The organism is Leucobacter albus (genome assembly GCF_039528015.1).
GTDB classification, from domain to species: Bacteria; Actinomycetota; Actinomycetes; order Actinomycetales; family Microbacteriaceae; genus Leucobacter; species Leucobacter albus.
Window position 1 is genome coordinate 168144 of sequence record NZ_BAAAKZ010000008.1, and the last position, 23772, is coordinate 191915.

Annotated in this window: 17 protein-coding genes and 1 tRNA gene; 8 read left to right on the top strand and 10 right to left on the bottom strand. The window is 70.4% G+C overall.

Features of this window, described 5'->3' with window-relative positions; all coding sequences use genetic code 11:
• The first annotated feature begins 77 nt into the window (after positions 1 to 77).
• On the top strand, positions 78 to 1466 hold the full coding sequence (locus ABD115_RS09925) for an aminotransferase-like domain-containing protein (RefSeq protein ID WP_343960564.1): 1389 nt from the start codon (positions 78 to 80) through the stop codon (positions 1464 to 1466).
• Between the two features lie 53 nt (positions 1467 to 1519).
• On the opposite strand, the gene ABD115_RS09930 is transcribed toward ABD115_RS09925, so the two are convergent.
• Both ABD115_RS09930 and ABD115_RS09935 read right to left on the bottom strand, forming a co-directional pair.
• Positions 1520 to 3151, bottom strand: coding sequence for an amidohydrolase (locus ABD115_RS09930; RefSeq protein WP_343960565.1), 1632 nt, complete (start codon positions 3149 to 3151; stop codon positions 1520 to 1522).
• Positions 3152 to 3184: 33 nt separating this feature from the next.
• Positions 3185 to 4543: an MFS transporter gene (locus ABD115_RS09935; RefSeq protein ID WP_343960566.1), complete on the bottom strand. Its 1359-nt coding sequence runs from the start codon at positions 4541 to 4543 to the stop codon at positions 3185 to 3187.
• A gap of 122 nt (positions 4544 to 4665) precedes the next feature.
• Between ABD115_RS09935 and ABD115_RS09940 the strand changes: the two genes are divergently transcribed.
• Both ABD115_RS09940 and ABD115_RS09945 read left to right on the top strand, forming a co-directional pair.
• On the top strand, positions 4666 to 5571 hold the full coding sequence (locus tag ABD115_RS09940; RefSeq protein ID WP_343960567.1) for a LysR family transcriptional regulator: 906 nt from the start codon (positions 4666 to 4668) through the stop codon (positions 5569 to 5571).
• Between the two features lie 97 nt (positions 5572 to 5668).
• On the top strand, positions 5669 to 7378 hold the full coding sequence (locus tag ABD115_RS09945; protein WP_343960568.1) for a thiamine pyrophosphate-dependent enzyme: 1710 nt from the start codon (positions 5669 to 5671) through the stop codon (positions 7376 to 7378).
• 8 nt (positions 7379 to 7386) lie between these two features.
• Here the strand turns inward: ABD115_RS09945 and ABD115_RS09950 are convergent, their stop codons facing one another.
• The 3 genes from ABD115_RS09950 to ABD115_RS09960 all read right to left on the bottom strand — a co-directional run bounded on the left by ABD115_RS09950 (position 7387) and on the right by ABD115_RS09960 (position 9667).
• Positions 7387 to 8880, bottom strand: a complete 1494-nt coding sequence (locus tag ABD115_RS09950; RefSeq protein ID WP_343960569.1) for an L-lactate permease — start codon at positions 8878 to 8880, stop codon at positions 7387 to 7389.
• Positions 8877 to 9545: a non-canonical purine NTP pyrophosphatase gene (locus tag ABD115_RS09955; RefSeq protein ID WP_343960570.1), complete on the bottom strand. Its 669-nt coding sequence runs from the start codon at positions 9543 to 9545 to the stop codon at positions 8877 to 8879. The genes ABD115_RS09950 and ABD115_RS09955 overlap by 4 nt, the downstream gene beginning before the upstream one ends.
• A gap of 51 nt (positions 9546 to 9596) precedes the next feature.
• Positions 9597 to 9667, bottom strand: a tRNA-Cys gene (locus tag ABD115_RS09960).
• Positions 9668 to 9720: 53 nt separating this feature from the next.
• Here ABD115_RS09960 and ABD115_RS09965 point away from each other — a divergent pair.
• Positions 9721 to 10575 carry a glutamine amidotransferase gene (locus ABD115_RS09965; RefSeq protein ID WP_343960571.1) on the top strand — a complete coding sequence of 285 codons (855 nt, stop codon included), beginning with the start codon at positions 9721 to 9723 and terminating at the stop codon, positions 10573 to 10575.
• Positions 10572 to 11414, top strand: a complete 843-nt coding sequence (locus tag ABD115_RS09970) for a hypothetical protein (RefSeq protein ID WP_343960572.1) — start codon at positions 10572 to 10574, stop codon at positions 11412 to 11414. The genes ABD115_RS09965 and ABD115_RS09970 overlap by 4 nt, the downstream gene beginning before the upstream one ends.
• 61 nt (positions 11415 to 11475) lie before the next feature.
• On the opposite strand, the gene ABD115_RS09975 is transcribed toward ABD115_RS09970, so the two are convergent.
• Positions 11476 to 13404, bottom strand: a complete 1929-nt coding sequence (locus ABD115_RS09975; protein ID WP_343960573.1) for a VWA domain-containing protein — start codon at positions 13402 to 13404, stop codon at positions 11476 to 11478.
• Positions 13401 to 15191, bottom strand: a complete 1791-nt coding sequence (locus ABD115_RS09980) for an AAA family ATPase (RefSeq protein WP_343960574.1) — start codon at positions 15189 to 15191, stop codon at positions 13401 to 13403. Before ABD115_RS09980 ends, ABD115_RS09975 begins: the two co-directional genes overlap by 4 nt.
• 131 nt (positions 15192 to 15322) lie before the next feature.
• On the opposite strand from ABD115_RS09980, the gene serC reads away from it, so the two are divergent.
• On the top strand, positions 15323 to 16477 hold the full coding sequence (gene serC, locus ABD115_RS09985) for a phosphoserine transaminase (RefSeq protein WP_382389413.1): 1155 nt from the start codon (positions 15323 to 15325) through the stop codon (positions 16475 to 16477).
• A gap of 18 nt (positions 16478 to 16495) precedes the next feature.
• Here serC and ABD115_RS09990 read toward each other — a convergent pair whose 3' ends face one another.
• A complete protein-coding gene (locus ABD115_RS09990; protein ID WP_343960576.1) occupies positions 16496 to 18349 on the bottom strand; it encodes an ABC-F family ATP-binding cassette domain-containing protein in 1854 nt (617 codons plus the stop codon).
• A gap of 181 nt (positions 18350 to 18530) precedes the next feature.
• Between ABD115_RS09990 and ABD115_RS09995 the strand changes: the two genes are divergently transcribed.
• Positions 18531 to 18983: a hypothetical protein gene (locus ABD115_RS09995; RefSeq protein ID WP_343960577.1), complete on the top strand. Its 453-nt coding sequence runs from the start codon at positions 18531 to 18533 to the stop codon at positions 18981 to 18983.
• A gap of 82 nt (positions 18984 to 19065) precedes the next feature.
• Complete coding sequence (locus ABD115_RS10000; RefSeq protein WP_343960578.1) at positions 19066 to 20838, top strand: lipase family protein; 1773 nt, start codon at positions 19066 to 19068, stop codon at positions 20836 to 20838.
• Between the two features lie 227 nt (positions 20839 to 21065).
• Here the strand turns inward: ABD115_RS10000 and ABD115_RS10005 are convergent, their stop codons facing one another.
• Both ABD115_RS10005 and ABD115_RS10010 read right to left on the bottom strand, forming a co-directional pair.
• A complete protein-coding gene (locus ABD115_RS10005) occupies positions 21066 to 22199 on the bottom strand; it encodes a hypothetical protein (RefSeq protein ID WP_343960579.1) in 1134 nt (377 codons plus the stop codon).
• The gene (locus ABD115_RS10010) at positions 22196 to 23698 is read right to left on the bottom strand and encodes an Ig-like domain-containing protein (RefSeq protein ID WP_343960580.1); all 1503 of its coding nucleotides are present in this window, start codon (positions 23696 to 23698) and stop codon (positions 22196 to 22198) included. Before ABD115_RS10010 ends, ABD115_RS10005 begins: the two co-directional genes overlap by 4 nt.
• Positions 23699 to 23772: the final 74 nt, after the last annotated feature.

Below are 23772 nucleotides of genomic sequence, written 5' to 3' on the forward strand. Positions count from 1 at the left end.
TGGCCCCCCACACTCGGCGCGGGCACGAACAGCGTAACGGTGTTGCGAAAAAAAGAGTAACGTTATTGACTAGCTTCATGAACAATAGTAACAGGTCGGCGCGGGTTGCCGCGGCGATCCGCGAGCGCATCGAGGCGCTCCAGCCCGGCGACAGGCTGCCGGGCGTGCGCGATCTTGCCGCAGACTATCGGGCCAGCGCAGCAACGATCTCCGCGGCCCTTGCCGAACTCTCCGCGCTCGGGCTCGTGGTCGCCGAGCCCGGCCGCGGAACGTTTATCGCACGGCGCGAGACAATCGCCGAGCCAGACTACTCGTGGCAGTCGCAGGCGCTCGGCCACACCAGGGTTGACGCCGCGCGCGCCTCGCGGCTCGGCATGTACGGCGACGCCGACAGCATTCGGCTCTCGTGGGGGTACCTCGCCCCCGAGCTCCAGCCGCACGAAGACCTGCGCCGCATCGGGGCGCAGGCCGCGCGCAGCACCAGGGCGTGGGCCATGACCGCTCCAGCTGGCTCGAGTGAGCTGCGGCGTGTCATCGCGGCGGAGTATCGCGCCGACCCCAACGACGTGCTCATCGTCTCGGGCGGTCAGCAGGGCCTCGTGTTCGCGCTGCGCACGCTCGCAGAACCGGGCTCGACGGTCATCACCGAAAGCCCCAGCTACCCCGGCGCGATTCTCGCAGCGCAGAGTGCGGGGCTGAGGCTCGCGGCGGTGCCCGCAGACCGCGGGGGCATCGTTGTCGAGCGCCTCGCCGACGAGCTCGCACGCACGCGGGCACGCGTGGTGTACCTGCAACCGAGCTATGCGAACCCGACGGGGGCCGTGCTCAGCGCGGAGCGCCGTGCCCAGGTCCTCGAACTCGCCCACTCCCACGGAGCGTTCATCATCGAAGATGACTGGGCGCGCCATCTCAGCTTCGACGGCCAGGCCCCGAACCCGCTGTTCAGCGAAGACCCGCACGGCCACGTAGTCTCACTTCTCACGCTTTCGAAGCCAGCCTCTCCCGGGCTGCGGCTCGGCGCGGTCATCGCGCGCGGGCCGGCCGGCGAGCGGCTGCGCACGGCGCGCGTCGCTGACGACCTGTGCGTGTCACCCATCGTGCAAGAGACCGCGCTCGGGCTTCTCACATCACCGGCGTGGCCGCGACACCTCAAACGGCTGCGCGCGGCGCTCGGCGCCCGCCGAGATCTCATGCTCGACACCCTGCGCGCGACGCTCCCGGGAGTGCGCGTGCCCAGCATTCCGCGTGGCGGGCTGCACCTGTGGGCGCGGCTGCCGGCCGGCAGCGATCCCACCGCGATAGCGGCGGCCGCAGCCGCGAACGGCGTCATCGTCGGCGACGGCCAGCACTTCTTCGTCGACGAGCCGCCCGCGCCGTTCCTGCGGTTCTCGTTCGGCTCGGCCACGCAGGCCGAGATGGTCGAGGGGCTCAGACGCCTCGCACCCGCGTGCCCTGAGCTGCAATAGCCGCGATTGCGCGCGCTGCGGCGGCACACCCCAACGCGCGCAACCGACAACGGCTACGAGGCAAACACGAGCTGCCCGCCGATGAACGTCTGAGTGACGGTAATGTCGCGGATCCGCATCGAATCGACCGAAAAAATGTCGTCGCTGAGCGCGACGAAGTCAGCAAGCTGCCCGTCGACGATGCGCCCCCGCTCGTGTTCGGCGTTCACCGCATACGCGGATCCGTAGGTGTACGCAGACACCGCCTCCGCGACACTCACCCGCTCGTGCTGACCGAACGGCCGGCCCCCGCTCGTGACACGGTTCACCAGATCGTGAATCGAGACGAACGGGTTGGCGTCTGACACGGGCGAGTCCGTCGACCCTGGCACGACCATGCCGGCGTCGAGGAACGAGCGCATGCGATACGTACCCGCAGACCTGCCCTCACCGATCGCCGCGAGAATACCGTCGCCGAAATCAGAGATGAACACGCCCTGCGGCACAGGAATCAGCCCGAGCGTCGCCGCGCGCGCGACCTGCTCGTCGCTCGCAATCGCGAAGTGCTCAACCCGGTGGCGCACCTCACGGGGCAGCTCGCGCTGCGCCGCCTCGACGGCGTCAAGCACGTGGTCGATGGCGCGATCACCAATCGCGTGCGTCGCGACCGCCCACCCCGCGCGGTGATAGGCCAAGATCGCCGCGCGTAGCTCCTCGGGGCCGAGCTGGAGTACCCCGAAATTTTCTGGTTCGCCGCAGTAGCAGTCGTGCACGGCGGCAGAGCGGCCGATAAGCGACCCGTCGGAGACGATCTTTACCGGGCCGATGCGCAGCCGTTCGTCGCCAAGCCCCGTGCGAATGCCCCAGTCGAGCGATTTCACTCCCTCAGGGCCCTCGGCAATGGGGTGCAGCGCCGCATGAAACGGCATGACCGTCATGCGAGGCAGAATGGTGCCATCGGCGACCGCCCGCAGGTAATGATCCATCTCGATGGTGCCGGCACCGATCGCGCCGTCGATGGCGACACCCGGCTCGGTAACGCTGGTGAGCCCATAGCTGACGGCCTGCTCGCTCGCGAGCCGCAACGCCTCGGACACGACGCGCGGGTCGCGCGCGGCGACTGCGGCAGCATCGCGAATCGGGTTCATCGCGGTCTCTTGCAGCAGCCCCTCGGCAAGCCCACCGCCGTCGCGAAACACCCTGCCGCCCTCGATATCGGGGTAGCCCGCCCGCCCCGGGTGCCCGGCGTGCGCGAAGGCCGCGGTATTCGCGACGATCATGTGCCCCGAAACGTGCTCGACGATCACGGGGCGACCGCCAGAAACCGCGTCGAGGCCCTGCGCTGTCGGGTGCTCCCCGCCCAAGAAGTTCTGGTCGTACCCGCTCGCGAGCACCCAGGCACCCGCGGGCGACTGCGCGGCCCGCTCGGCGATGCGCTCGTACAGCTCGGCGAGCGAGCGCACCGCCGTCGGCCGAACGTTCACGTTCAACAGCCGGCGACCCGTGAGGCCGAGATGGTGGTGGGCGTCGTGCAGGCCCGGTATGACCCGGCTGCCCCCGAGATCGATACGATGCTCGCTGTCGAGCCCCGTCACGTCGCCGACGCCGACGAAGCGGCCGTGCAGCACCGCAAGTTCAGTCACCTCGGGGCGCCCGGGGTCGCCCGTCCAGATTCGGCAGTTCTCGATAATCGCGTCAACGCGCACGATAGTTTCCTCTCGGTTGTCGGTTGAGTTTTGCTAGTTGCTGCGAGACGGAGCCGCGCCCTCGTTTACCGCTTCGCTGTCAACGGCCTCGGTGTCGACCTCTCCCGTGCGGGCGAAGTAGCGCGCACGGGAGCGAACCGCCCCCCAAATGCCGAGGAGCGTGAGGGCCGAGATCGCCAGGTAGAACGCGGCGACGCCCCACGGGCCCGCTGCGGTGAGAATGGCCTGCGCGATCACCGGGGTTGAGCCGCCGATGAGCACGGCACAGAGCCCGTTCGCGAGCGCGACGCCGGTGTAGCGCACGTTCGGCGGGAACATCGAAGACAGGAAGCTCGCGAGCATCGCGTAGTACGCTGCGCCGCCCATCATGAGTACAAACATCGTGACGACGAGGAACACCATGTTGCCGCTGAGAATCGCGAAGAAGTAGGGAACCGTGACAAGAATCGACAGCAGCACGCCGAGGTACATCACCCGGTTGCGCCCGATCTTGCCGGCGATAAGGGAAGAGATCGGCTGCCACACGAACTGGCCCACCGCCATGATGAACACGAGTAGCAAGATCTGTTGCCGGTCGCCCTGCAGCTCGTTTGTCCACCACGACACCAGGAAGGTGTTCTGGAAGAACGCGGCGGAAATGCCGAGTGAGCTCGCGAGCACCCCGAAGAACACGATCGCCGGGGTCACTCGGAACACCTCGACGAGGGGCACCTTGACGATCTGCTGCTGCTGTTTGGTCTGCGCGAAGTCTTCCGACTCCTCGACGCGGGAGCGGATCACGAGGGCCACGATGAGCAGCACTGCCGACAGCAGGAACGGCACGCGCCAGCCCCAGCTCATGAAGGCGTCGTCGGGCAGCGTTCCGACCGCGAGAAAGACGAGCGTCGCGAGAATTGAGCCGGCTGGCGAGCCCTGTTGCACCCACATTCCGGCGCCTGTGCGCTTGCCACCCTTCGCGCTCTCGGTCGCCATGACCGTCGCCCCAGCCCACTCGCCGCCGACAGCTAGGCCCTGCATCGCGCGGAGCAGAATGAGCAGGATCGGAGCGAGCACGCCGACCTGCGCGTAAGTCGGGAGCAAACCAATGGCAGTCGTGCCGATGCCCATGAGAAACAGGGTCGCGACAAGCACCTTCTTGCGGCCGATTCGGTCGCCGAGGTGCCCGAAGAGCACCCCGCCAATCGGTCGGGCGAGGAACCCGACCCAGAACGTCGCGAAGCTCGCGAGAATTCCGACCGCCGGGTCGGCGACCGGGAAGAACACCGGACCAAACACGAGCGCTGCTGCGGTGCCAAAAATGAAGAAGTCGTACCACTCAATAGCGGTGCCGACGAAGGCACCAACGACTGCTCTGCGTCGTTTCTGGTCTGCGGTGAGCCCTGCTGTACTCATGTGTCCCTCCGTTGGGTCTAGGGTGCTGGCGGCCTCGCCAGTGCTGCAGACCAGAATCCCGCGACGATGCCATACTGTCTACGACCACTTATGCATGCCCGCTATACCGAAATGCGATACCTATGCTGCACCTTCGACGCCTCACCTATTTTCTCGCTGTTATCGACAACGGCACGCTTATGGCCGCCGCCGACGCCCTACACGTGGCACAGCCGGCGCTCAGTCGGCAGATCCGCACACTCGAAGACGAGCTCGGGCTCCACCTCTTCGATCGCGAGCGCGGCAGGCTGCGCCCAACGCCGACCGCGCACCAGCTCGAGGCTATCGCCCGCACACTCCTCGACCAGGCGAGCCTTGCCGAGCGCGCGACCCAGAGCCTCCGCGCTGGCAGTCTCGAGCGCGTCGTGTGCGCGACCACACGCGCGACCGCCGACAGCCTCCTCGCGCCCTTCATCCGATCACTCCCTTCAGCGGCCCCGCTCGTGCTGTGCCGAGAGGTGGCTCACGGGGAGGTCGAGGGCGCGCTGTTCTCGGGAGCCGACCTCGCGATCACCCCTGCGCCACCGTCAGAGCTGGTCGCCTCAGTGCACCTCGGCTCGTTCCCCGTGATCGCTGCGGCCCACCCAGACCACCGCATCGCCGCCGGAAGCCCGAGCACGATTCCGATCTCCGAACTCGCGCGGGAGTTTCTCATTCTGCCGCCACCCACCAGCATGAGCCGGCAAGAGCTCGATCGCGCCTATCGCCGAGATGGCCTGCCGCTCGGGCCCCACGTCGTCGAATCCTCCGACACCACGAGCCGCGCGCTCGCCGCGGCCGGCCGCGGGGTAATTGTCACAACGTCGGTGCTGGATGCGCAGCTGTGGGTAGCCCCGATCACAACTGCCGACGGCGCCGAGCTGCGCATGAGCCTCTATGCGTGCTGGCAGCGCGAGCACTACGCCGCCGAGCAACTCGCTCTGATCGCGGCCGAGCTCTCCCAGTTCATGCGCAATCAGGTGTTTCCATGGCATAACAAAACCGCATAAGAAGGTAACCTTTCTGGTCGTTGTGGATATGGTGGTGGGCTTTTAGGCTCCTCCGTATCAGTGCACTCCGTGCAAGAGAACGACCGAAAGAAGAGCAATGCCGATTTCCGAGCGCAGTGGCGCACCGAGCACACCCGGGGCCGAACACGTCGGCCTGGCAATAGCCCGCTCGCTCGAGCGCCACGGCGTCGACCGCGTCTTTACGGTGCCGGGAGAGAGCTACCTCGCCGTGCTCGACGGGCTCTACGACACAGCGATTCACAACGTCGTGTGCAGGCAAGAGGGCGGCGCGGCGTACATGGCAGACGCATACGGGCGGGCCACCGGCAGCGTTGGTGTCGCCATGGTCACCCGCGGCCCTGGCGCAGCAAACGCCTTCGTTGCCGTGCACACCGCCTGGCAAGACGCCGCTCCGCTCGTGCTCTTCGTGGGCCTCATACCTGCCCCCGACCGCGACCGCGAGGCCTTTCAGGAGTTCGATCCGAGGGCGTGGTTCGGCAGCCAAGCGAAGCGCGTGTTCGTGCTCGACGCCCCCGAGCGAGCGAGCGAGGTCGTCGCTGAGGCATTCCATGCGGCGCGCAGTGGCCGCCAGGGGCCGGTGATCGTTGGCCTGCCGGAAGACATCGTCGCGAGCGGGTTCGCCGGTGCCATTGTCGACCCCTACCCGGTCGCCGAGGGCGCCGTGTCGCCCGATCAGCTCGCGGCGCTCGAGGAGCAGCTCGCACAGGCGCGACGCCCGCTAGTGTTCATGACGGGCGAGGGGTGGGACGCGGAGTCTGTCGCCACGCTACAACTGGCCGCCGAGCGCCTCGAGCTCCCGGTAATGGCCGACTGGCACGCCACCTGGCGTATCGCGACGTCGTCGCCGGCCTACATCGGCCAGAGTGCCTTCGGAGGCCCGCCGCACGCGGTGCGGGCGCTCGGTGAGGCCGACCTCGTCGTGTGCGTCGGCGGCGGCCTCACCGACACCGCAACCGACTCGTACCGCGTCGCCCACGCCCCCGGCTCGCGCACCGTCGTGCTCAGCGGTGACGCTGCGCTGCGCGGCCACCATGGGCGAGTCGACGAGCACCTGCTTGCCACACCCCGGGTCGCGGTGCAGGCACTGGCACAGCTCGCGGCACGCACGACACCGGAGGCGTCGGCACCCGCAGCGGCGCACGATGCCAACGGATCCGCCCCGCGCGCGGCGTGGAGCACCGAGCTCCGCGCCGACTTCCTCGCGAGTCGGGCGGTGCTCGCGCCGAGCGCGCCCGCCGGCGTCGCAAGCATGACACGCCTCACCGCGCGCATCGCCGATCTATTCCCAGACCCCATCATCGCAATGGGTGCGGGCAACCACGGCGCCTGGGGAGCCCTCTTCGACTCCACCAGTTCGCCCTCGGAGCTCGCCCCGCGCAACGGGTCGATGGGGTACTCGATTCCCGGAGCAACCGCCGCCGCGCTCGCTCACCCGCACCGCAACGTGCTCGCCCTCGCGGGTGACGGCGAGTTTCTGATGAACGGCCAAGAACTCGCAACGGCCGTGCAAGAGGGTGCCGCCTTCCTCGCCGTCGTCATGGACAACGGGCAGTTCGGCACCATTCGCATTCACCAGGAGCGCGAATACCCCGGCCGCGTCTCTGGCACTCAGGTCACCAACCCAAGCTTCGCCGGGTTGGCTGCTGCCTACGGTGCGCACGCAGAGGAGGTTTCGAGCGATGACGAAATTGAGGGGGCGGTGACCCGAGCGCTCGCCGCGGTCGCCTCAGGGCAGGTCGCGCTCGTGCACGTGCACGTCGACCCGGCGGTGCTGCTCCCCGAGTAGCGCCGCGGCTACAGCACGCCGAGCGCGAGCAGCGCAAAGCTCAGCGCGGCGATTCCGACGCAGCTCGCCCCGACGGTAGCGAGCATCGTCGCCATCACCCGGTTCCGCTCGCCGGGCACGCGGGCGAGCTGGGCGGCAAGCTCGATGCGCGCGGGGGCAACCATCACCGAGGCCGACGCCGCGGCGTTGTGCGCCCCCATCGCGAGCGAGACATCGAGCGCGAGCGCCCGGGCCACCTCCGCCTGCGACGCTGCGGCGAGCGCGTTCGCTCCCGTATTCGAGCCCGCGATAAAGCCACTGCACGCCGCGAGAAACGGGAGCACCGCGAGGTAGCCGATGCCGAGCGAGGCCAGGCCAACCGCGATCGCGTGCGAGAGACCGGCGGTGCTCATAAGCACGCCGAGGCCCATGAACAGCGCCGTCGGCGGGGCGACCCGCCCCCACATGCGCAGCGCGGTCGCCACGACCTCCCACCGCGGCACCTCTGCCGTCAGAAAGATGTACGCGATGGCACACCCGAGCCACCAGGCTGGTGAGCCGAGCACCGCTGCAAGCAACTCCGGGGCTCCCGGGGCGAGCCTGAACGCGGTCGTCGCCACCAGCATGCCGCCGAGCACGATGGCGTAAGGCACCACCGCGGCGATGAGGGCCGGCGCGTCGCGGCCCTCATCGCCGCGGCCCACACCGGCGCCGCGGCCCACACCGGCGCCGCGGCTCGCACCGGCGCCGCGGCCCACCGCGACAGCGCGCACGCCCGCGTGCACCAGCAGCGTGAGAATGGCGCCAATCGCACCGGCCGGCGGCGTGCCAACGAGCAGATTCGCCGCGAGAATGCTCGCGGCCAGCAGCGCCCCCGACGCCGCGCCGAGCGTGGCCGCACGCAGGCGCCCTCCCCGATCAGCGATGATCCAGGCCGCGGCGACGCCGGCTGCGATCGTCACGGGGAAGGTGAACACCGCGCTTGCGACGCCGAGGGCGCCAAGCGGCACCCCGCTGAGCTGCGCGGCGATGAGGGTGCCCGGCCCCATCGACCCCCACGGCACCGTGCACAGACCGCACAACCCGATGACAGCGGCCCGCCGGCCGTCGACGCCGAGGGCGAGCACGAGGGGAATCGCGATGGCCGCCCCAACTCCGTAACCCGTAAGGCTCTCGGTCAGCGGGGTGAGACCGTGCACGATCGCAAGCACGGCGGCGAGGCCCGACCCGAAGGTGCGCTGCAGCCACCCCGAGATTGCGGCCTGGATTCCGGCCGCCCGGCCTGCCTCGGCGAAACATATTCCGCCTGCGAGAATGAGCATCACCGCGAGCGCGGTCGGTGCCCAGGTCGCGGCCGCGGCGGCGAGCGCAGCGGGCGGTGTCGGGAACCACAGCGCTGTCACCGCGGCCGCGACCGCCAAGCCGATGAGGGCGGCGGTGCGCGACTGCAGCCTGCACGCGATACCGATGACGACGGCAAGAATCGGGCCGGCCGCAAGCAGCGCGGCGACGGGCGCGCTCACTCCGAGCGCTGCTTCGCGAAGACCCCGACGAGCCGCCGAAACGCGAGCGCACGGTGCGAGGCGAGGTGCCTGGTGCGCGAGTCCCACTGCGCAACCGTGCGGGCGTCACCGCCGCGCGCGGCACCGCCAGCCAGCCCCGCGCCAGCCAGCTTCGCGCCCGGTGGCGCCACGGGTGTGAGCGGCACGAAGATTGAGTCGTACGGAAAGCCGTCGTCGCCCGCGGGCGCAACGGCAAGCCGGCCGTGCCACTTTGCCTCGGCAATGTGCTCGGTGCCGTCTGGCTCGATGAGTGCGAGCGCCGAGGCGAAGTGGGCGCCCCGGTGCGGCGCGGGGATATCGGCGAGCTGTTCGAGCAGCACCCGCCGGTTGACCGCCGGGTCCTTGGCCCGCCCGCCCCAGTAGGCAGAAAAAATGCCCGGAGCGCCGCCGAGCACGTCGACACAGATTCCGGAGTCGTCGGCGAGGCACAGCCCGCCCGCGCCCGCGTGTGCCGCGCGCGCCTTGATCAGGGCGTTCTCGGCGAAGCTCGTGCCGGTCTCGGCTGGCTCTGCACCGCTCGGGGCGATCGCAGCCCACCCCGGGGCATAGTGGCCGACAATGTCGGCGTACTCGGCGATCTTCGCGGCGTTGTGGGTCGCAAGCACATATTGCAGGGGGTGTGACATCGCGTTCTCCACTGATCACTGGCGCAGCGGGTTCGCCGCGTGCGCGCTGAGAGGTGGGGGCAGGAGTCGAACCTGCGTGCGCAGCCTTGCGGGCTGCTACCTAGCCATTCGGTCACCCCACCGGGTTCCCTCGGCGACCGTTGGTCGCGTCATAGACCATGTTATGGTTTGTCCTATGACAAGTCAAATCGCCGAGCACACGCCGCTCACCAACGCCCCGATTCGGCCCCGGCGCGGCGTCGCCTACCTCATTCGCCACGTCTCATTCGAGGGGCCAGGTCACCTCGGCGGCGTGCTTCGTGAGCTCGGCTACGAGGTGCGGATCCGCGACGCTGGCACCGATTCGCTCCACCCGGGCGATCTGGCCGACGGCGACCTGCTCGTCATTCTCGGCGGCCCGATCAGTGCGACCGACACTGCCACCTACCCGTTTCTCCACGAAGAAAAACGCCTCATTCGCCGCTGGCTCGACAGCGACAGGCCGCTGCTCGGCATCTGTCTCGGAGCGCAGCTCATCGCCGAGGCCATGGGCGGGCAGGTCACCCAGCTCGGTCGGCCAGAAATCGGGTATGCGCCCCTCACCCTGACTCCCGAGGGCGCGCAGAGCGTGCTCGCGCCCCTTGCCAACAGGTCGGTGCTGCACTGGCACGGCGAGCACGTTTCACTGCCGCCCGGCGCGCGCCACCTCGCGCGCTCCTCGCGCACCCCGGTGCAGGCCTTCAGCTACGGTCAACACGTGCTCGCACTGCAGTTTCACCTCGAGGCGGAGCACACCGCGATCGAGCACTGGCTCGTCGGCCACGCGGTCGAGCTGCGTGCCGCGGGGGTGGATCCGCACGCCATCAGACACCAGGCCGCGCATTTCGGCCCAGCCCTCCAAACCGCCGGGCGCGCGGCGCTGCGCGGCTGGCTCGGCCGCCTCCCCGGCGCGGCGACGGCTGGTTTCGGCAACCGAGAGGCCGCCGCCCGGGGCGGCTCCCAGGCCGGCTCCCTGGTCGGGCCCCAGGCCGACCCCCAGGTCGCGCAGTGAGCGGCGCGCCCGCTCACCGACCCCTCGCCGCATCGAGCCGCAGCGCTCGCCCGCGGGTGCCGGGTGCTGGTGATCTGGGCGACACCGCCAGCGCGCTCGTGCCGGAGGCCGCATTTCTCGGGGCGGGCGAGAGCCCGGCAGCCGATGCCGCCTCCGAGCGGCTCGCCAGGCTCCGAGGCGGCGAGTGGGGGCAAGCGTTCCAGACCACGCCGCACCCCGCGCACAACGCCCTGTTCGCGACCGCGCACGCCTCAGCCCGCGCGATCGGCAGCGCGCTCAGCGCCCCAGTGCCAGCGCTCGAGGAGTTCTTTGCGCGCGGAGCCGCCGAGGGCCCCGGCAGCGCTCCGGCGAGCGAGCTCGTGCCGATTCTCGCCCCGCACGGGCTCGGGCTCCGGGCGTGGCAGCGCGCCGCGGCCCACACGGCGCTCCTCCCCGCCATCGCGTGCGCGACCGAGCTGCGCAGGTGGCTGCCGGCGCTCGATCGCGCTCCCGCGGCGAGTGTGGGTGCGGTGCGCGCGCGAGCTGCGCGCGGCCCCGTCACCTGGACCCTGCGGTGGATATCTGCCGCGGCAACGCCCGGGGGCCTCGGCGAACCCCTCACACCCGAGGTGGCCGCCGCCGCGCCATCGCTCCCCGAAATGCTCGCGCTGCAGGCGTCGCTGCGGTTCGCCGGGCTGCCGCTCGTCGATGAGCACAGCTTTACCTGGCTTGCCGGCGCACTGCCCGACCCGGCGCTCGCGGCGCGCCACACGTACGACGCAGCAACCGACGCGATCCGCTTGAGCGCACGGGTGCGCGCCGACCGCGGTGCACACGTCGGTTCGCGCGGCGCGCGATAGGCCCGGCGCGCGGCAGGCGCGGCGCTGCGGGTGCCCACGGCTGCCGCCCAGGGGCGGCCAGCTACCCGCGCCGCGCCGTGTCGACGAGCAGCCGCGCAATCGCGTCGGGGAGCTGCCTGAGCGAGGCAATCGACTGCGCGTGCGGCGCAAACAGCTCCATGCCGCCCAGACCGCCGATTCCGATGCCCCAGGTGTCGACGCCGTCACGCCGCAGCCGAGCGATCGACGCCGCTGCCGCCGTGGCCTCGGCGTCGTGGGCCTGGCTCGAGAACCCGCCGTCGCTGATGCACACCAGCACCCGCCGCGGCGCGCCGCGCCCCGGGGTCGCACGGTGCACTGGAACGGTGGCGCCAGCACCCTCGCGCTTCGCCACCCGCAGCTCCCGCTCCGCGAGCTCGAGCGCGAGCCGCAGATTGGTCTCGCCCTCCGCAGCACTCACCGTGTGCCGCAGCGCCGCCCGGTGCCCGTCGGTGAGCCGCTCTGCACAGCGCTTCACCACCGCCGGCTCGCGGTCGAACACGATGAGCCCAGAGCGCACGAGGCTCGCAGAGCGCACGCGGTGCCGCGCGTCGATGTCGCGAATGTCTCGCGCTGCCGCCTCGAGTGCCTCGAGAAACACCATGCCAGCGTCGGCGCACAGCTGCGCCGCACCGCCCTGCATCGAGCCCGAGCGGTCGAGCACGAGCAGGTAATCGGTGCGGCCGAGCCCGGGGCCCGGCTGCACAACCGCGCGTCTGCCCCGGTAGGCGTGCGGCCGCGGGTTCCCGCCGCGCGCCTCGGCGACCGTTGCGGCGAGCCGCTCGGTGTGCAGCGTGCCGGCCTCAGGGCTCGCCCGCCGCGCATCGCGCTGCCGCGTGCGCAGCTGCGCCTGGAGCAAGCGGCGCCACACCTCTCGCACCGCACGCACCTCCGCACCGTGGCCGCGCAGCCGGTACCGATACTCCGCGAGCGACGCACCGCCGTCTGCCGGAGCCCAGCGCCGCGTCGGAGCCTCGCTCGTGCCGGGCTCGGTCGACGATATGGCCGGCGGCTCGGCCGACGGTGCATCGAGCGAGGGCGCGGCCAAGAGCCCGGCACCGCGCGGGCGCTCGGCAGGCACTGGCGTGTCGCTCAGCACGCTCGGAAACTTGGATGAGTTAGTTTCGACCGCCGCATCGGCATCGATCGAGGCGGCAGCCTCGATGTCGGGCTGCTCAGGCTCGTCGCCGCCGAGCTCGGGCTCCCGCGGTGCCTCAGCATCGCCCGAGGCGTCGGCATCCGCGCCTTCCTCAGCCTCGGTAGCCCCCGCGCCCTCGGCGCGGTCGCCGGCACCCAGGTCGATCGCCGCTGCCTCGCCGTTTTCGGGGCCGGCTGCGGCTCCGGCTGCCCCCTGCTCTGCGAGCCCCGAGCCGCTCGCCAGCGCAAGGTAGCCGGGCAGCACTGCGGCGAGCAGCCTGTCGAAGGCCGCCACCGCCTCGGGGCCAGCTGAGCCCGCGAGCGCCAGCCGCACCTCGGGCGTGAACTGCTCGGCGACCGGCGCGGCAGCGACCGTGTCGAGACCAAGCGAGGCGCGCAGCAGGAGCCCGAGCCACTGCGCGGCCGGCGACCACTCCAGCAGGTCTGCGGGGATGCCGCGCCCTGTCGCCGCGATGAGCGGATCGAGCTGCCCCGGCATCGCCGAAAGCAACAGCCGCTGCGATTGGAGCCTGTCGACCGTGATGAGGAGCGTGGCGAGGTCGGGCCGCGCCGCAAGAATGCGTGAGCGCCGCAGCTCACGGCCCTGCGAGTTTCCGCCGCCCGCCGGCAGCCACAGCTCGCGCAGCGTCAGCGCCGTCGCCTCGCGATCGTCGTGCCCGCGGCTCGCGAAATAGTGGGCGCCGACGCGCACCCCGCCCGCCTCGAACTGCCACTCGCACCCGTCGACGAGTGTGAGCCGCACACCGAGCAGCCGCCCGGCAGCGGCGAGGTGCGTTGCAAGCCGGGGCTCAGGCGACGCCTCGCCGGGCCTCATTCGAGCAGCCCCTGACTCGAGAGAATCAGGCGCAGCACGGCCCGGTCGTCGGCGTGCACGATTCCGTCGGCAAAGCGCTCAAGCGCGCCGGGCAGCGCGCTCGCACCGCCCTGCAGCATCACCCCGTCGAGTAGCGCCGCGAGCGTGCGTGGCGCGATCACGGTTTCGCTCAGCCCCGGCAGGTCGTCGAGGTCGCGCTCGGTGCCGATGTAGTCGGCGAAGCCGTCGCCGCGGTTGCCCGTAAACACCTGCTGGCTGATAAACGCGGCCCGGGCCAGCGGTTCGAGCTCGGCGATGCCGAGCCCGGGCGGGAGCGAACCCGACTCGTCGGCGACCACGGCTGCCGCGAGCAGCAGGTTCTCTGCAGGCACGTCGCTCGCGCTCAGGCCGGCGTCGGGGTAGTGCACGCGGTAGGTGTTGGCGCCGAAGCGGTTCACGAGCTCGGCGCTGAGCGGTTCGATGCCCCGGTAACGCTCGGGCGCGTACTCGTTCGCCGTCGCGATGACGGCGAACCCGGGGGCAATCGTCACGGAGTGGCCCGGCTGCTCCTGCACCGCAAACGTCGCCCCGGGGCGCAGCTGCAAGATGCGGTTGAGCCGCTTCAAGAACTCGGGCGGCATCGCGTTGATTTCATCGAGAATGATGGGCACGCCCCGCCGCATTGCGCGCAGGAGCGGACCGGGCTCAAACGCGGTGGTGGTTGCGCCGTGCTCCGCGCGCAGTTCGTGAGAGCCGAGCACCTGCGCGCTCGTGATGTCGCCGTAGCCCGAGACGAACTCGTGGTCGGGAGATCCACCCACCGCCGCGAGGCGCTCGGCGAGCGCGGTCTTGGCCCCGCCAGTCTCGCCGATGAAGAGCACCGGTGAGCCCGCGAGCAGCGCCGGAGTCGTCGCGGCGATGAGCTCCCGCATTGGCTCGCTCAGCATGAGCCCCGAGGCGAGCTCTCGCCTCGCCTGCCGCACGCGAATCTCGAGCGCCGCCGCGAGCGCGCCGGCCGGGGCGCCCCCGCCGGGTGCGACGTTGGGCGTGTTGGTTTGGGCGGCCACGGGCGCCCAAGCGCCCGGTGCGTCGGCGCCCGGCACCACCGCCACCTGCTCCGCGGCGCTCAGCCTCCTGCGCTGGCGCGCCGCGTGCCGCACGAGAGCCTCGGGCGCCAGCGACCGCGAACCCTCGCCGAAGGCTTCGCCGGGGCTCCCAGCACCGCCCGCCCGCTGAGCGGTCGCGGCGAGCGCCGCTCGCAGCGCCCCCGCACGGGCAGAGCTGGCGGCACCGAGCACCCGAGCGTGGCCGGGGTCTGCGAGCAGCTCGCGCCAGCGCTCCTCGGCAGCCAAGAGCGAGGCGACGCCGAAGTCGATCGCGGCAGCGGCGTCGGCAGCGGCAGCGTCGGGTTCGCGCGCGGCCTCGGTCGCGGGCGGCCGCCAGCCAGGCTCGGCCCTGAGCCTCGCGAGGTCGCACGGCTGACCGTAGGCGCCGAGCCAGTCGGCGCGCAACGCTCGCCTGAGCCCCCGGAGCGTCGCGCGCAGCTCTTCGGCCTGGTGGGTCACCGATGCCCCGAGCGGGTCGGCAGGCGCGGCGTCGACACGCACGCCCGCGGTGTCACTCACCGGGCCCGCGATGTCACCCGCCGGGTCGGCGCTGTGGCCTCCCAAATCTCGGCCGAGGTCACCGGCGGCGGCCGGGTCTTCGACTGCCTCGCGCCCCGTCACACCCGGCCAGGGCACGCGCTGGGCCGCCTCAGCCTCCGCGCTCACGCGCTCGTGCGTCGCCGATATCCCGGGTGATGTCATCTGCCCTGCCCCCATTCAGCGCCACAGAGAGCGCCGTCAAAATACATACAAGCCAATGCTACACTTTGTCATAGGACATAAGTTACCGCGGAGTCGCATCGGCTCAGCTCACCCGACCCAAGCAAAGGACGCTGCCCGTGACCACTCCCTACCCACGCACGCTGCCGAGATTTCCGCTCGAAGACGGTCGACTCGGCAGCGGGCCGGCCAAGATTCGTCGGGAGCAGCTCGACAGGTTCGTCGCCGACCCCGACGGCGTGCTCGGCACATCGCACCGAAAGGAGCCCGTGAAGCGCCTCGTCGGCCGCATTCAACGCGGCCTGCTCGAGCTCTTCGGCGCCCCAGCCGGGTACGAGATCGTGCTGGGAAATGGTGGATCCACGGCTTTCTGGGACATCGCCGCAGCCTCCCTCATCGAGCAGCGCGCCCAGTGCCTCGATTTTGGCGTGTTCGGCAACCGCATGGCGCGCGCGGCAGCGGCGCCGTGGCTCGCGACGCCTGACGTGCGCACCGCGCCGCACGGCGAGCTCGTGCTCGCCGAGCACGCCCCCGACATCGACACATACGCTTGGGCCCACAACGAGACCTCCACTGGTGTCGTCGCACCGGTCTGGCGCGTTGGCCAGGCAGACGGCGCCATCACGCTCATCGACGGCACGAGCGCGGCGGGCGGCATCGGCTTCGACGCGGCGAACGCCGATGTCTACTACTTCGCGCCGCAGAAGAACCTCGGCTCAGACGGCGGGCTCTGGGTCGCGCTCGTCTCGCCGGCAGCAGCCGCGCGGGCGGAGCGCATCGCCGCGTCGGGCCGCTTCATCCCCGAGTTTCTCAACCTGCACCTCGCCATCGAGCAGTCACGCAAGCAGCAGACGCTGAACACGCCGGCAATTGCCACCCTCATGCTGCTCGACAGCCAGCTCGAGTGGCTGCTCGCGCAGGGTGGGCTCGGCTGGGCGGCCTCCCACACGCGCTCGCTCGCAACGAAGATCTATGACTGGGCCGATCAGTGCGAGCACGCCTTCCCGTTCGTCGCGAACCCGGCGCTGCGCTCGCCGACAAACGCGGTGATCGAGTTCGACAGGCGCGTCGACGTGAAGGCCATGAGCGCCATGCTGCGCAGCTGCGGCATCGTCGACATCGACGGCTACAGCGGCGTGGGGCAGAACCAGCTTCGCATCGGCACCTACGTCTCGGTCACCGAAACAGACATCGACCAGCTGCTGCGCAACTTCGACGTGCTCGTGCCGCACCTGCTCGCCGGCAGCGAGGCGACCGCGGCCCGCTGACGGGGTGCCGGCCGAGTGTCAGCCGAGCAGCTCCGAGAGCTCCAGCCAGCGCAGCTCGAGCTCGTCGACCTCTGCCTCGAGCGCGGTGATCTTCGCCATTTCGGCGTTGAGCAGCTGGTAGTCGCCCTGGTCGAGCGTGGCAAGCCCCTCGCGCCCGGTCTTGATGTCTCGCTGCATGCGCTCGATCTTCCGCTCCACCGAAGCCAGCTCCTTCTGAGCGTCGCGCAGCTCGCGCCCCGAGAGCTTCGGCTGCGCGGGCTGGGCGGCCTTCGAGGCTTGCACCCCGCCGGCGGCGCCCGCCGATCCGCCCCCCGCCACCGCGGCCTCTTTCGCGCGCTCCTCGGCCTGGCGCAGCTTGAGGTACTCGTCGACGCCCCCTGGCAGGTGCCTGAGGCGCCCACCCAGAATCGCGTACTGCTGGTCGGTGACGCGCTCGAGGAAGTATCGGTCGTGCGAGACGACGATGAGGGTGCCGGGCCACGAGTCGAGCAGGTCTTCCATCGCGGCGAGCATATCGGTGTCGAGGTCGTTGGTTGGCTCGTCGAGAATGAGCACGTTCGGCTGATCGAGCAAGATCAACAGCAGCTGTAGGCGGCGCTTCTGCCCGCCAGACAGGTCTTTCACCGGTGTCGAGAGCTGCGCGCTCGTGAAGCCCATGCGCTCGAGCAGCTGGCCCGGGGTGAGCTCCTGCGCCTTCGAACCTGAGCCGACGGTGAAGCTCGTGCGCAGGCGCCCGATGACGACGCGCACCGGCTCGTTGAGGTGCTGTTCGAGCTCGTCGAGGCGCTGCGTGAGCTGGGCGACCTTCACGGTCTTGCCGGTCTTCACGGTGCCGCTCGTCGGCTCGACCGCCCCCGAGATGAGGCCGAGCAGCGTCGACTTGCCCGCACCGTTCACTCCGAGAATGCCGGTGCGCTCGCCGGGGGCGAGCCGCCATTCGATGTCTGTGAGCACCTCTCGCGGTTCACCCGTTGCTGGGTCGGAGTATGAAACGTCGACGTCGAGGATGTTCACGACTTCCTTGCCGAGCCGGGAGACCGCCATCGACTGCAGTGACACCTTGTCGCGAATCTCGGGAACGTCGGCGATGAGCTCGTTTGCGGCGTCGATGCGAAATTTCGGCTTCGCGGTGCGCGCCGGTGCGCCGCGACGCAGCCAGGCGAGCTCCTTGCGGGCGAGGTTTTGCCGCTTCTGCTCGATGACGGCCGCCTGCCGGTCGCGCTCGACGCGCTGCAGAATGTAGGCGGCATAGCCGCCCTCGAACGGCTCGACGATGCGGTCGTGCACCTCCCAGGTCGCGGTGCACACCTCGTCGAGAAACCAGCGGTCGTGGGTCACGACGAGCAGTGCGCCCTGGTTCGCTGGCCAGCGCCGCTTCAGGTGCTCGGCGAGCCACGCCACCGCCTCGACATCGAGGTGGTTCGTCGGTTCGTCGAGAAACAATACGTCCCAGTCGCCGACGAGCAGGCGCGCGAGGGCGACGCGGCGGCGCTGGCCGCCCGAGAGCGATTCGAGCTCCGCACCCCACGAGAGATCGGCGACGAGGCCGGCGATGACGTCTCGCACCTTTGGGTCGCCAGCCCACTCGTACTCGGGGGTGTCGCCAACGATCGCGTTGCCGACGGTCTCGCCGTCGTCGAACTGATCAGCCTGGTCGAGCACGCCGATCGTGGTGCCGCCGCGGTAGGTGACGCGGCCGGAGTCTGGCTCGCGCCGCCCGGCGAGCATCATGAGCAGCGAGGATTTACCGTCGCCGTTTCGGCCGACGATGCCGATGCGATCGCCCTCGTCGACGCCAAGCGTCACTGAGTCGAACACCGTCTTCGTGGGCACCTCAAGATGCAGGGCCTCAGCCCCGAGAATATGCGCCATACCTGCCTCAATAGTCGCGTGGATCCCCCGACGCAGTCGATCGCCACGGGCGTCGCCGCCCGATACGCGGCGCGCGTCGGAAGGAGTACCTATCGAGAATAGTCGACTGGCCTGTGTGCCGGGGGGCCGGAGCTTCAGGGCTCGGCCGATGGATGCTGTGCACCGCCGGTACGCTTGCCGTATGACCGCGCACCCAGACGTCACCCACCCGATCCTTGGCACGCTGAGCCGCTCATCGTTCACGCTCACCGACGGCGATGTCCACTTCATGGACAGCTACGGCGGCGAGATTGAGGTCGCCGGGGCAACCATCGAACTGCTCGTCGAAAGCAGTGATCCGAAGGTCGTGGAGGCCCTCGCCGAGCGGCTCGCCTCCGCCCTCGCGCAGCTGCCGGCGCTCGTGCGGCGCTCCACCGACGCGATCGTCACCGAGTTCAGCGATGAGGATCCCACGGACTCAGACCGCGAGGAGGCGGCCAGAGGCCTGGCGCTGCAGACCCTCGCGGCAGCGCAAGGCGGCGGACTGGTGCTGCACTTTGACGACACGACCGGCGAGCACTTCCCCGAGGGTTACTGGCCCGCCGTCTATCTCGGGCCTGACAACGAGATTCTCGATGTCACCGTGGAGGCGTGACCACACGGTATTCTAAACGCGTCATATCGAACGTATTGTCCGCTCACCCCAGGGCGTAGCTGAACCAAGTGAGGGCAACGAAGTGCCGCTGAAAACCACGATCACCGCCTCGCTCTCGTCGTTTGTTGGCCCGGTTCGTGCGCTCATCGGTATCGCCGGTGTCGGCCTCGGCGTGCTGCTCGTGCTCGCCCCACTGACGACGCACCAGATTGCTGTGGTCACGGGCATCGGCCTGGCGCTCGCCGGTATTGCCGCAGCGCTGCTGCCCACGATCGACGGCTTCACCCGCGTCTCCGCGCGCGTGTTCGGCGCGGTGCTCTTCGTGCTCGGCGCGATCATCGCCGTGTGGCCTGCGGGCGGAGCGCCGTGGCTCGCGTTTCTCGTTGGCGCGTCACTCATCGGGCACGGTGTGTTGCAGACGGTGCAGGTGATCCGCCACGGCGGCGATCAGCGCGCGACGAGCATCGTCATCGCGCTCGCCAGCATCGTGTTTGGCGTCGTCGCGCTCGCGTGGCCTGTGCTCACGCTCACCTTCTTCCGGCTCGGGGTCGGCACCTGGTTCGTATTCTTCGGGCTGCAGCTCGTGATGGCGGCGATGTATCGCCGCGCACCGCGCACCGACCGACCGCGCGGCAGGGTGGCGCGCTGGTCGCGCACGATCGGCGCCTCGCTCGCCCTCGTGCTCGCCGTCGGCGTGGCGCTCGGCTCGGGCTGGGCGCTCGGCGGCGTTCCGCTACCCGAGCCAGGTAGGTTCTACGTGCCGCCCGCGGAGGTGCCGAGCGAGCCGGGCCGCCTGATTCGTTCTGAGCCGCTGCGCACGGGCATTCCGAAGGGCGCCGAGGGGTGGCGCATTCTGTACACGACAACGACCTTCGACGGCACCCCAGCCGTCTCGAGCGGCACGATCGTCGCGCCGAAGAACCGCGCAGACGGGGAGCTCCCGCTGCTCTCCATCGCGCACGGCACGACGGGGGTCGCCGCGAAGTGCGCGCCCTCGCTGAGCGCGACGCCGCTCGCCGACGGGGCGGGGGCGGCCCTCGAGACGATGGTCGTCGAGCACGGCTGGGCCGCGGTCACCTCCGACTACATCGGGCTGGGCACTTCGGGCACCCACCCCTATCTCATCGGCGACGCCGAGGCGCGCAACGTGCTCGATGCGACCCGCGCGGCTCGGGAGTTCGCCGAAATCAGTGTCGGATCCGAGACTGTCGTGTGGGGGCACTCTCAGGGCGGGCAGGGGTCTCTCTGGACGGGCCAGGTCGCAGCCGAGTACGCGCCGGAGATCACGCTGCAGGGCATCGCCGCCTTCGCACCAGCGGCAGATCTCTACGGGCTTGCCGAGGTGAATAAGACCGAGGCGACCGGAAAGACGGTCTCTGCGTACATCGCCTCGACGTGGAGCGAGCTGTACCCAGAGCTGCAGCTCGCGTCGCAGCTCACCCCCGGCTCTGCCCGCGGCGTCGACAAGATCGAGAGCCTCTGCTTCAACGGGAAAGACGCGCTATCGGCGATCTTGCACGGCACCCAGGTGCCCAACCAGATCTTCCCAGACGCGGTGCTCGACGGCGCCTTCGGCGAGCTGCTGCGCGCCCAGACGCCGACCGGCCCGTTCGCCGCCCCCGTGCTCGTCGCGCAGGGGCTCGCCGACCCGCTCGTGAAGCCCGACCAGCAGCTCGACTGGGTGCGGGCACGCTGCGAAGACGGCCTCGAGATCGACTACCGCCCGTACGCTGGGCTCGACCACCTGTCGCTCGTCGCCGCCGACTCGCCGCTGACGCCGCAGCTCGTTCAGTGGACGCTCGACCGCGCCGCGGGGGCGCCGGCGACTCCCAACTGCGACGCCGTGGCGAAGTAGGCGCTGTGCGGGGGCGGTGCCGAGGCGGTGCGGGGGCGCGGTGCGGGGGCGGCGGGTGACCGCGGCCAGGGCCCGGGGTTGAGCAGCCCGTGGGCCGGAGATCAGCACTCCCACGGTCAGAGACCCGCGGTTTCTGCCGATCTACTGCAGATTACCTATCGAACGCAGGCCCGGTGGCGGTCGAGAATCCGCGCAGGCGGTGCGGCGGGGCTCGCGGGGCGGGGCCGTTAGCCGAACCGGCCGTAGAAGTCGGCGGCCTCGGCGACATCGTTGTTGTAGGCGATGCTCGAGTTGTAGCCGTCGATTGCCGCGATCCACGCGCCGGCGTCGCGCAGGTCGGTGCCCGCGCTGCAGAGCAGTGAAGCGGCGGCGAGCGCTGCATCGTCGATGCTGTCGATATTGGGCCGCTGCTGCGGGTTCGCGCTGCGACCGAACTGAGCCCACGTCGCGGGGAGAAACTGCATCGGGCCGACAGCCCTGTCCCAGGTAGCGTCGCCGTCGAGCACTCCGCTGTCGGTGTCGGGCACCGCCAAGAACTCGATGCCGTTGAGCTGCTCCCCCACGATTCGAGGCAGGGCCCGGCCGCTGCTGTCGAGCGCGGCCCCGTTCATGCGCCCATGGTCAGATTCGACGAAACCGATGGCGGCGAGTGTGTTCCACCCGAGCCCGCACTCCGGTTGCTCGCGTGCGAGCCGGAGCGCAGCGGCCGCGTAGCCTGTCAACGCGCGCTCAGGAATGCCGGTGTCTGCGGCAACATCGGCGACCCAGCGCGGGTCGACGCCCGTTGGAACCACGCGCGCGGGCTTCGATGTCTCTGGCTTCGGTGTCTCTGGCTTCGGTGTCTCTGGCTTCGGTGTCGCCAGCCGCGACCCCTCAGGTGCGTGCGCAGGCGGTGGCGTTGGGGAGTCGGCGGCCGCGAGCACGCGCTCTGCGGCAGCGCGTTGGCGCTCTCCGATCTGCAGCACCGCCCCGGTGCCGACGACGCCGACACCGAGCACGAACGCGAGGCCGAGGGCGGCCCCGAGCACGCGCCGCCCCATGATTGCGCTGCGCACGGACCCCGCGCCGGGGCGGGAACGGCCTGCGCGGCGGGAACGGCCTGCGCGGCGGGAACGGTCGCCTGTGGTGTCGTGAGCTCCCGGGTCTCCGGTGTTGCCCGTCTCACCACCTCCGGCCGTGGCACCGGAGCCACCGATGGCGCCACGCACAGTGCCGGCATCGGCGGCATCGGCGGCATCGGCGGCCGCGCCCGCGGATCGGAGCAGCTCCTCGAACCCAGTGAGGCCGCTGTCGTCTGGTGCGTCGCCCGAGCCTCGGAACGACGAATCTGGCGACGGGCCTCGCTCCACGACGCCCGTCACCTCGGTGTTGCCCCTGTCGGGTTCGGCCCCCGACGTCGAGCAGCGAAGGCGCCGGCGAGCAGCGCGCCGCCGCCAAGCATCACCGTGGCCACGACCGCAGCAGCGACTGCGGCACGGTGGTTGCCGTGCTGGCCAGCCGTTGAGGTGCCGGTGCGCGCAAGTTCGCGAGGCGTATTGGCCGTGCCGGCGGCAGCTCCGCGATGCTCGCCGCTTGGCTGGGTTGACGTCTGGCCGCCCGTGCCACCCGTGCCGCCCGTGCCGCCCGAATTATCGGGGCCGTCAGTCCCACCCGGGCCGTCAGTCCCACCCGGGCCGTCAGTCCCACCGGGCCCACCGGGCCCACCTGGGTCAGCGAGTGGGTGCTCTGTGAACCCGACGCGAATAGGGTGCGGGGCCTTCGACGCATCGGTCGACACCCCAGACCCGGTGAAGAAGAGGCTGATACCGGGGTTCAACACGGCAACAAACTCATTGGGAAACGAGCTGTCGAAGCCGCGCGCCCAGCTGCCCATCGCTCCCGCCTGCCCCTCCCAGTTGAGGGGAATATCGGCCGTGAGGCGATCCGCCCCCTCCCTGCCGAACTCGGCCCCGGTGAATGTCGCGATCGTCAGTCGCTGCTCCGGGTACTCCTGCAGGCCACCGATATGGTAGAAACCGCTGAACAGCGCGGTGATGTACCCGTCTCCGGCCGCGTTTACGTGTAGTCGCGGGTCGACGAAGTCCCAGCGATTGCCGCTCCCCGAGGTCAGCCTGGCCGAGCCGCTGAATTCAATCACGCGGTTGCCCGCGCTATCTCGCGTTCCCGTGCCCGCGGTGAAGCTGAACGGGCGAAAGTAGTACGCCTGTTTCTCTGCGATCGTTGAGCCAACCTCTGCCGCCGGGAGGCTCGCGTTCCCGCCGAGCACCTCGCGGTCAAACCCGACCGCGAAATTGCTGAACCAGATATTCGCAATTGTCCAGTCAAGCTGTGCCTCCGTGATCGTCGCGGCGCGCGTCGCCCCGAGCTCGATGTCTGGCACCACGCGTGCGAGGTCGACGACCCGGTACGTCTGTGGCGAGCTTGTCGAGCCCGCAACGGGCGCACCTGGCGCCGGGGTGAACGTCGCGGTAATCGCGCGTTCGCCGGCGGCCGGCCACAGCGCCGTCTCGAGCGAGGCGGTGCCGGTTGCGTCAACCGGAGCAACGCCAAGCGACACAGCGCCGTCGAAGAACTCGACCTTGCCCTCGGGCGCAGCCACGGGCGCAGCGTGCGCCGAGCCACCGGTGTCGCCGGTGTGGGCGCTGACCGCGGTCACCCGCGCGCTCACGGGCGCTGCCCGGCCAAGCAGGTAGTTCGCCTGCCTGGCCGGAACAGGGAAGGCGACGGTGACCTGCGTCGCGGCGACATCGGTAGCGGCGATCTCGACCTCAGCAGACCCATGGGGCACCGTTGCGGCTAACGCGGGGGCGGCTGGCCCGAGCGCTCCCGCGAGGAGCGCCGTCGTGGCCAGCACCGTCACGGCTGCCGCCCTCGCGGGCGGCTTTCGAGAGGCGGCCCCGCGGGGGTGCGGTGAGGCGGCACGCATGCCCACCC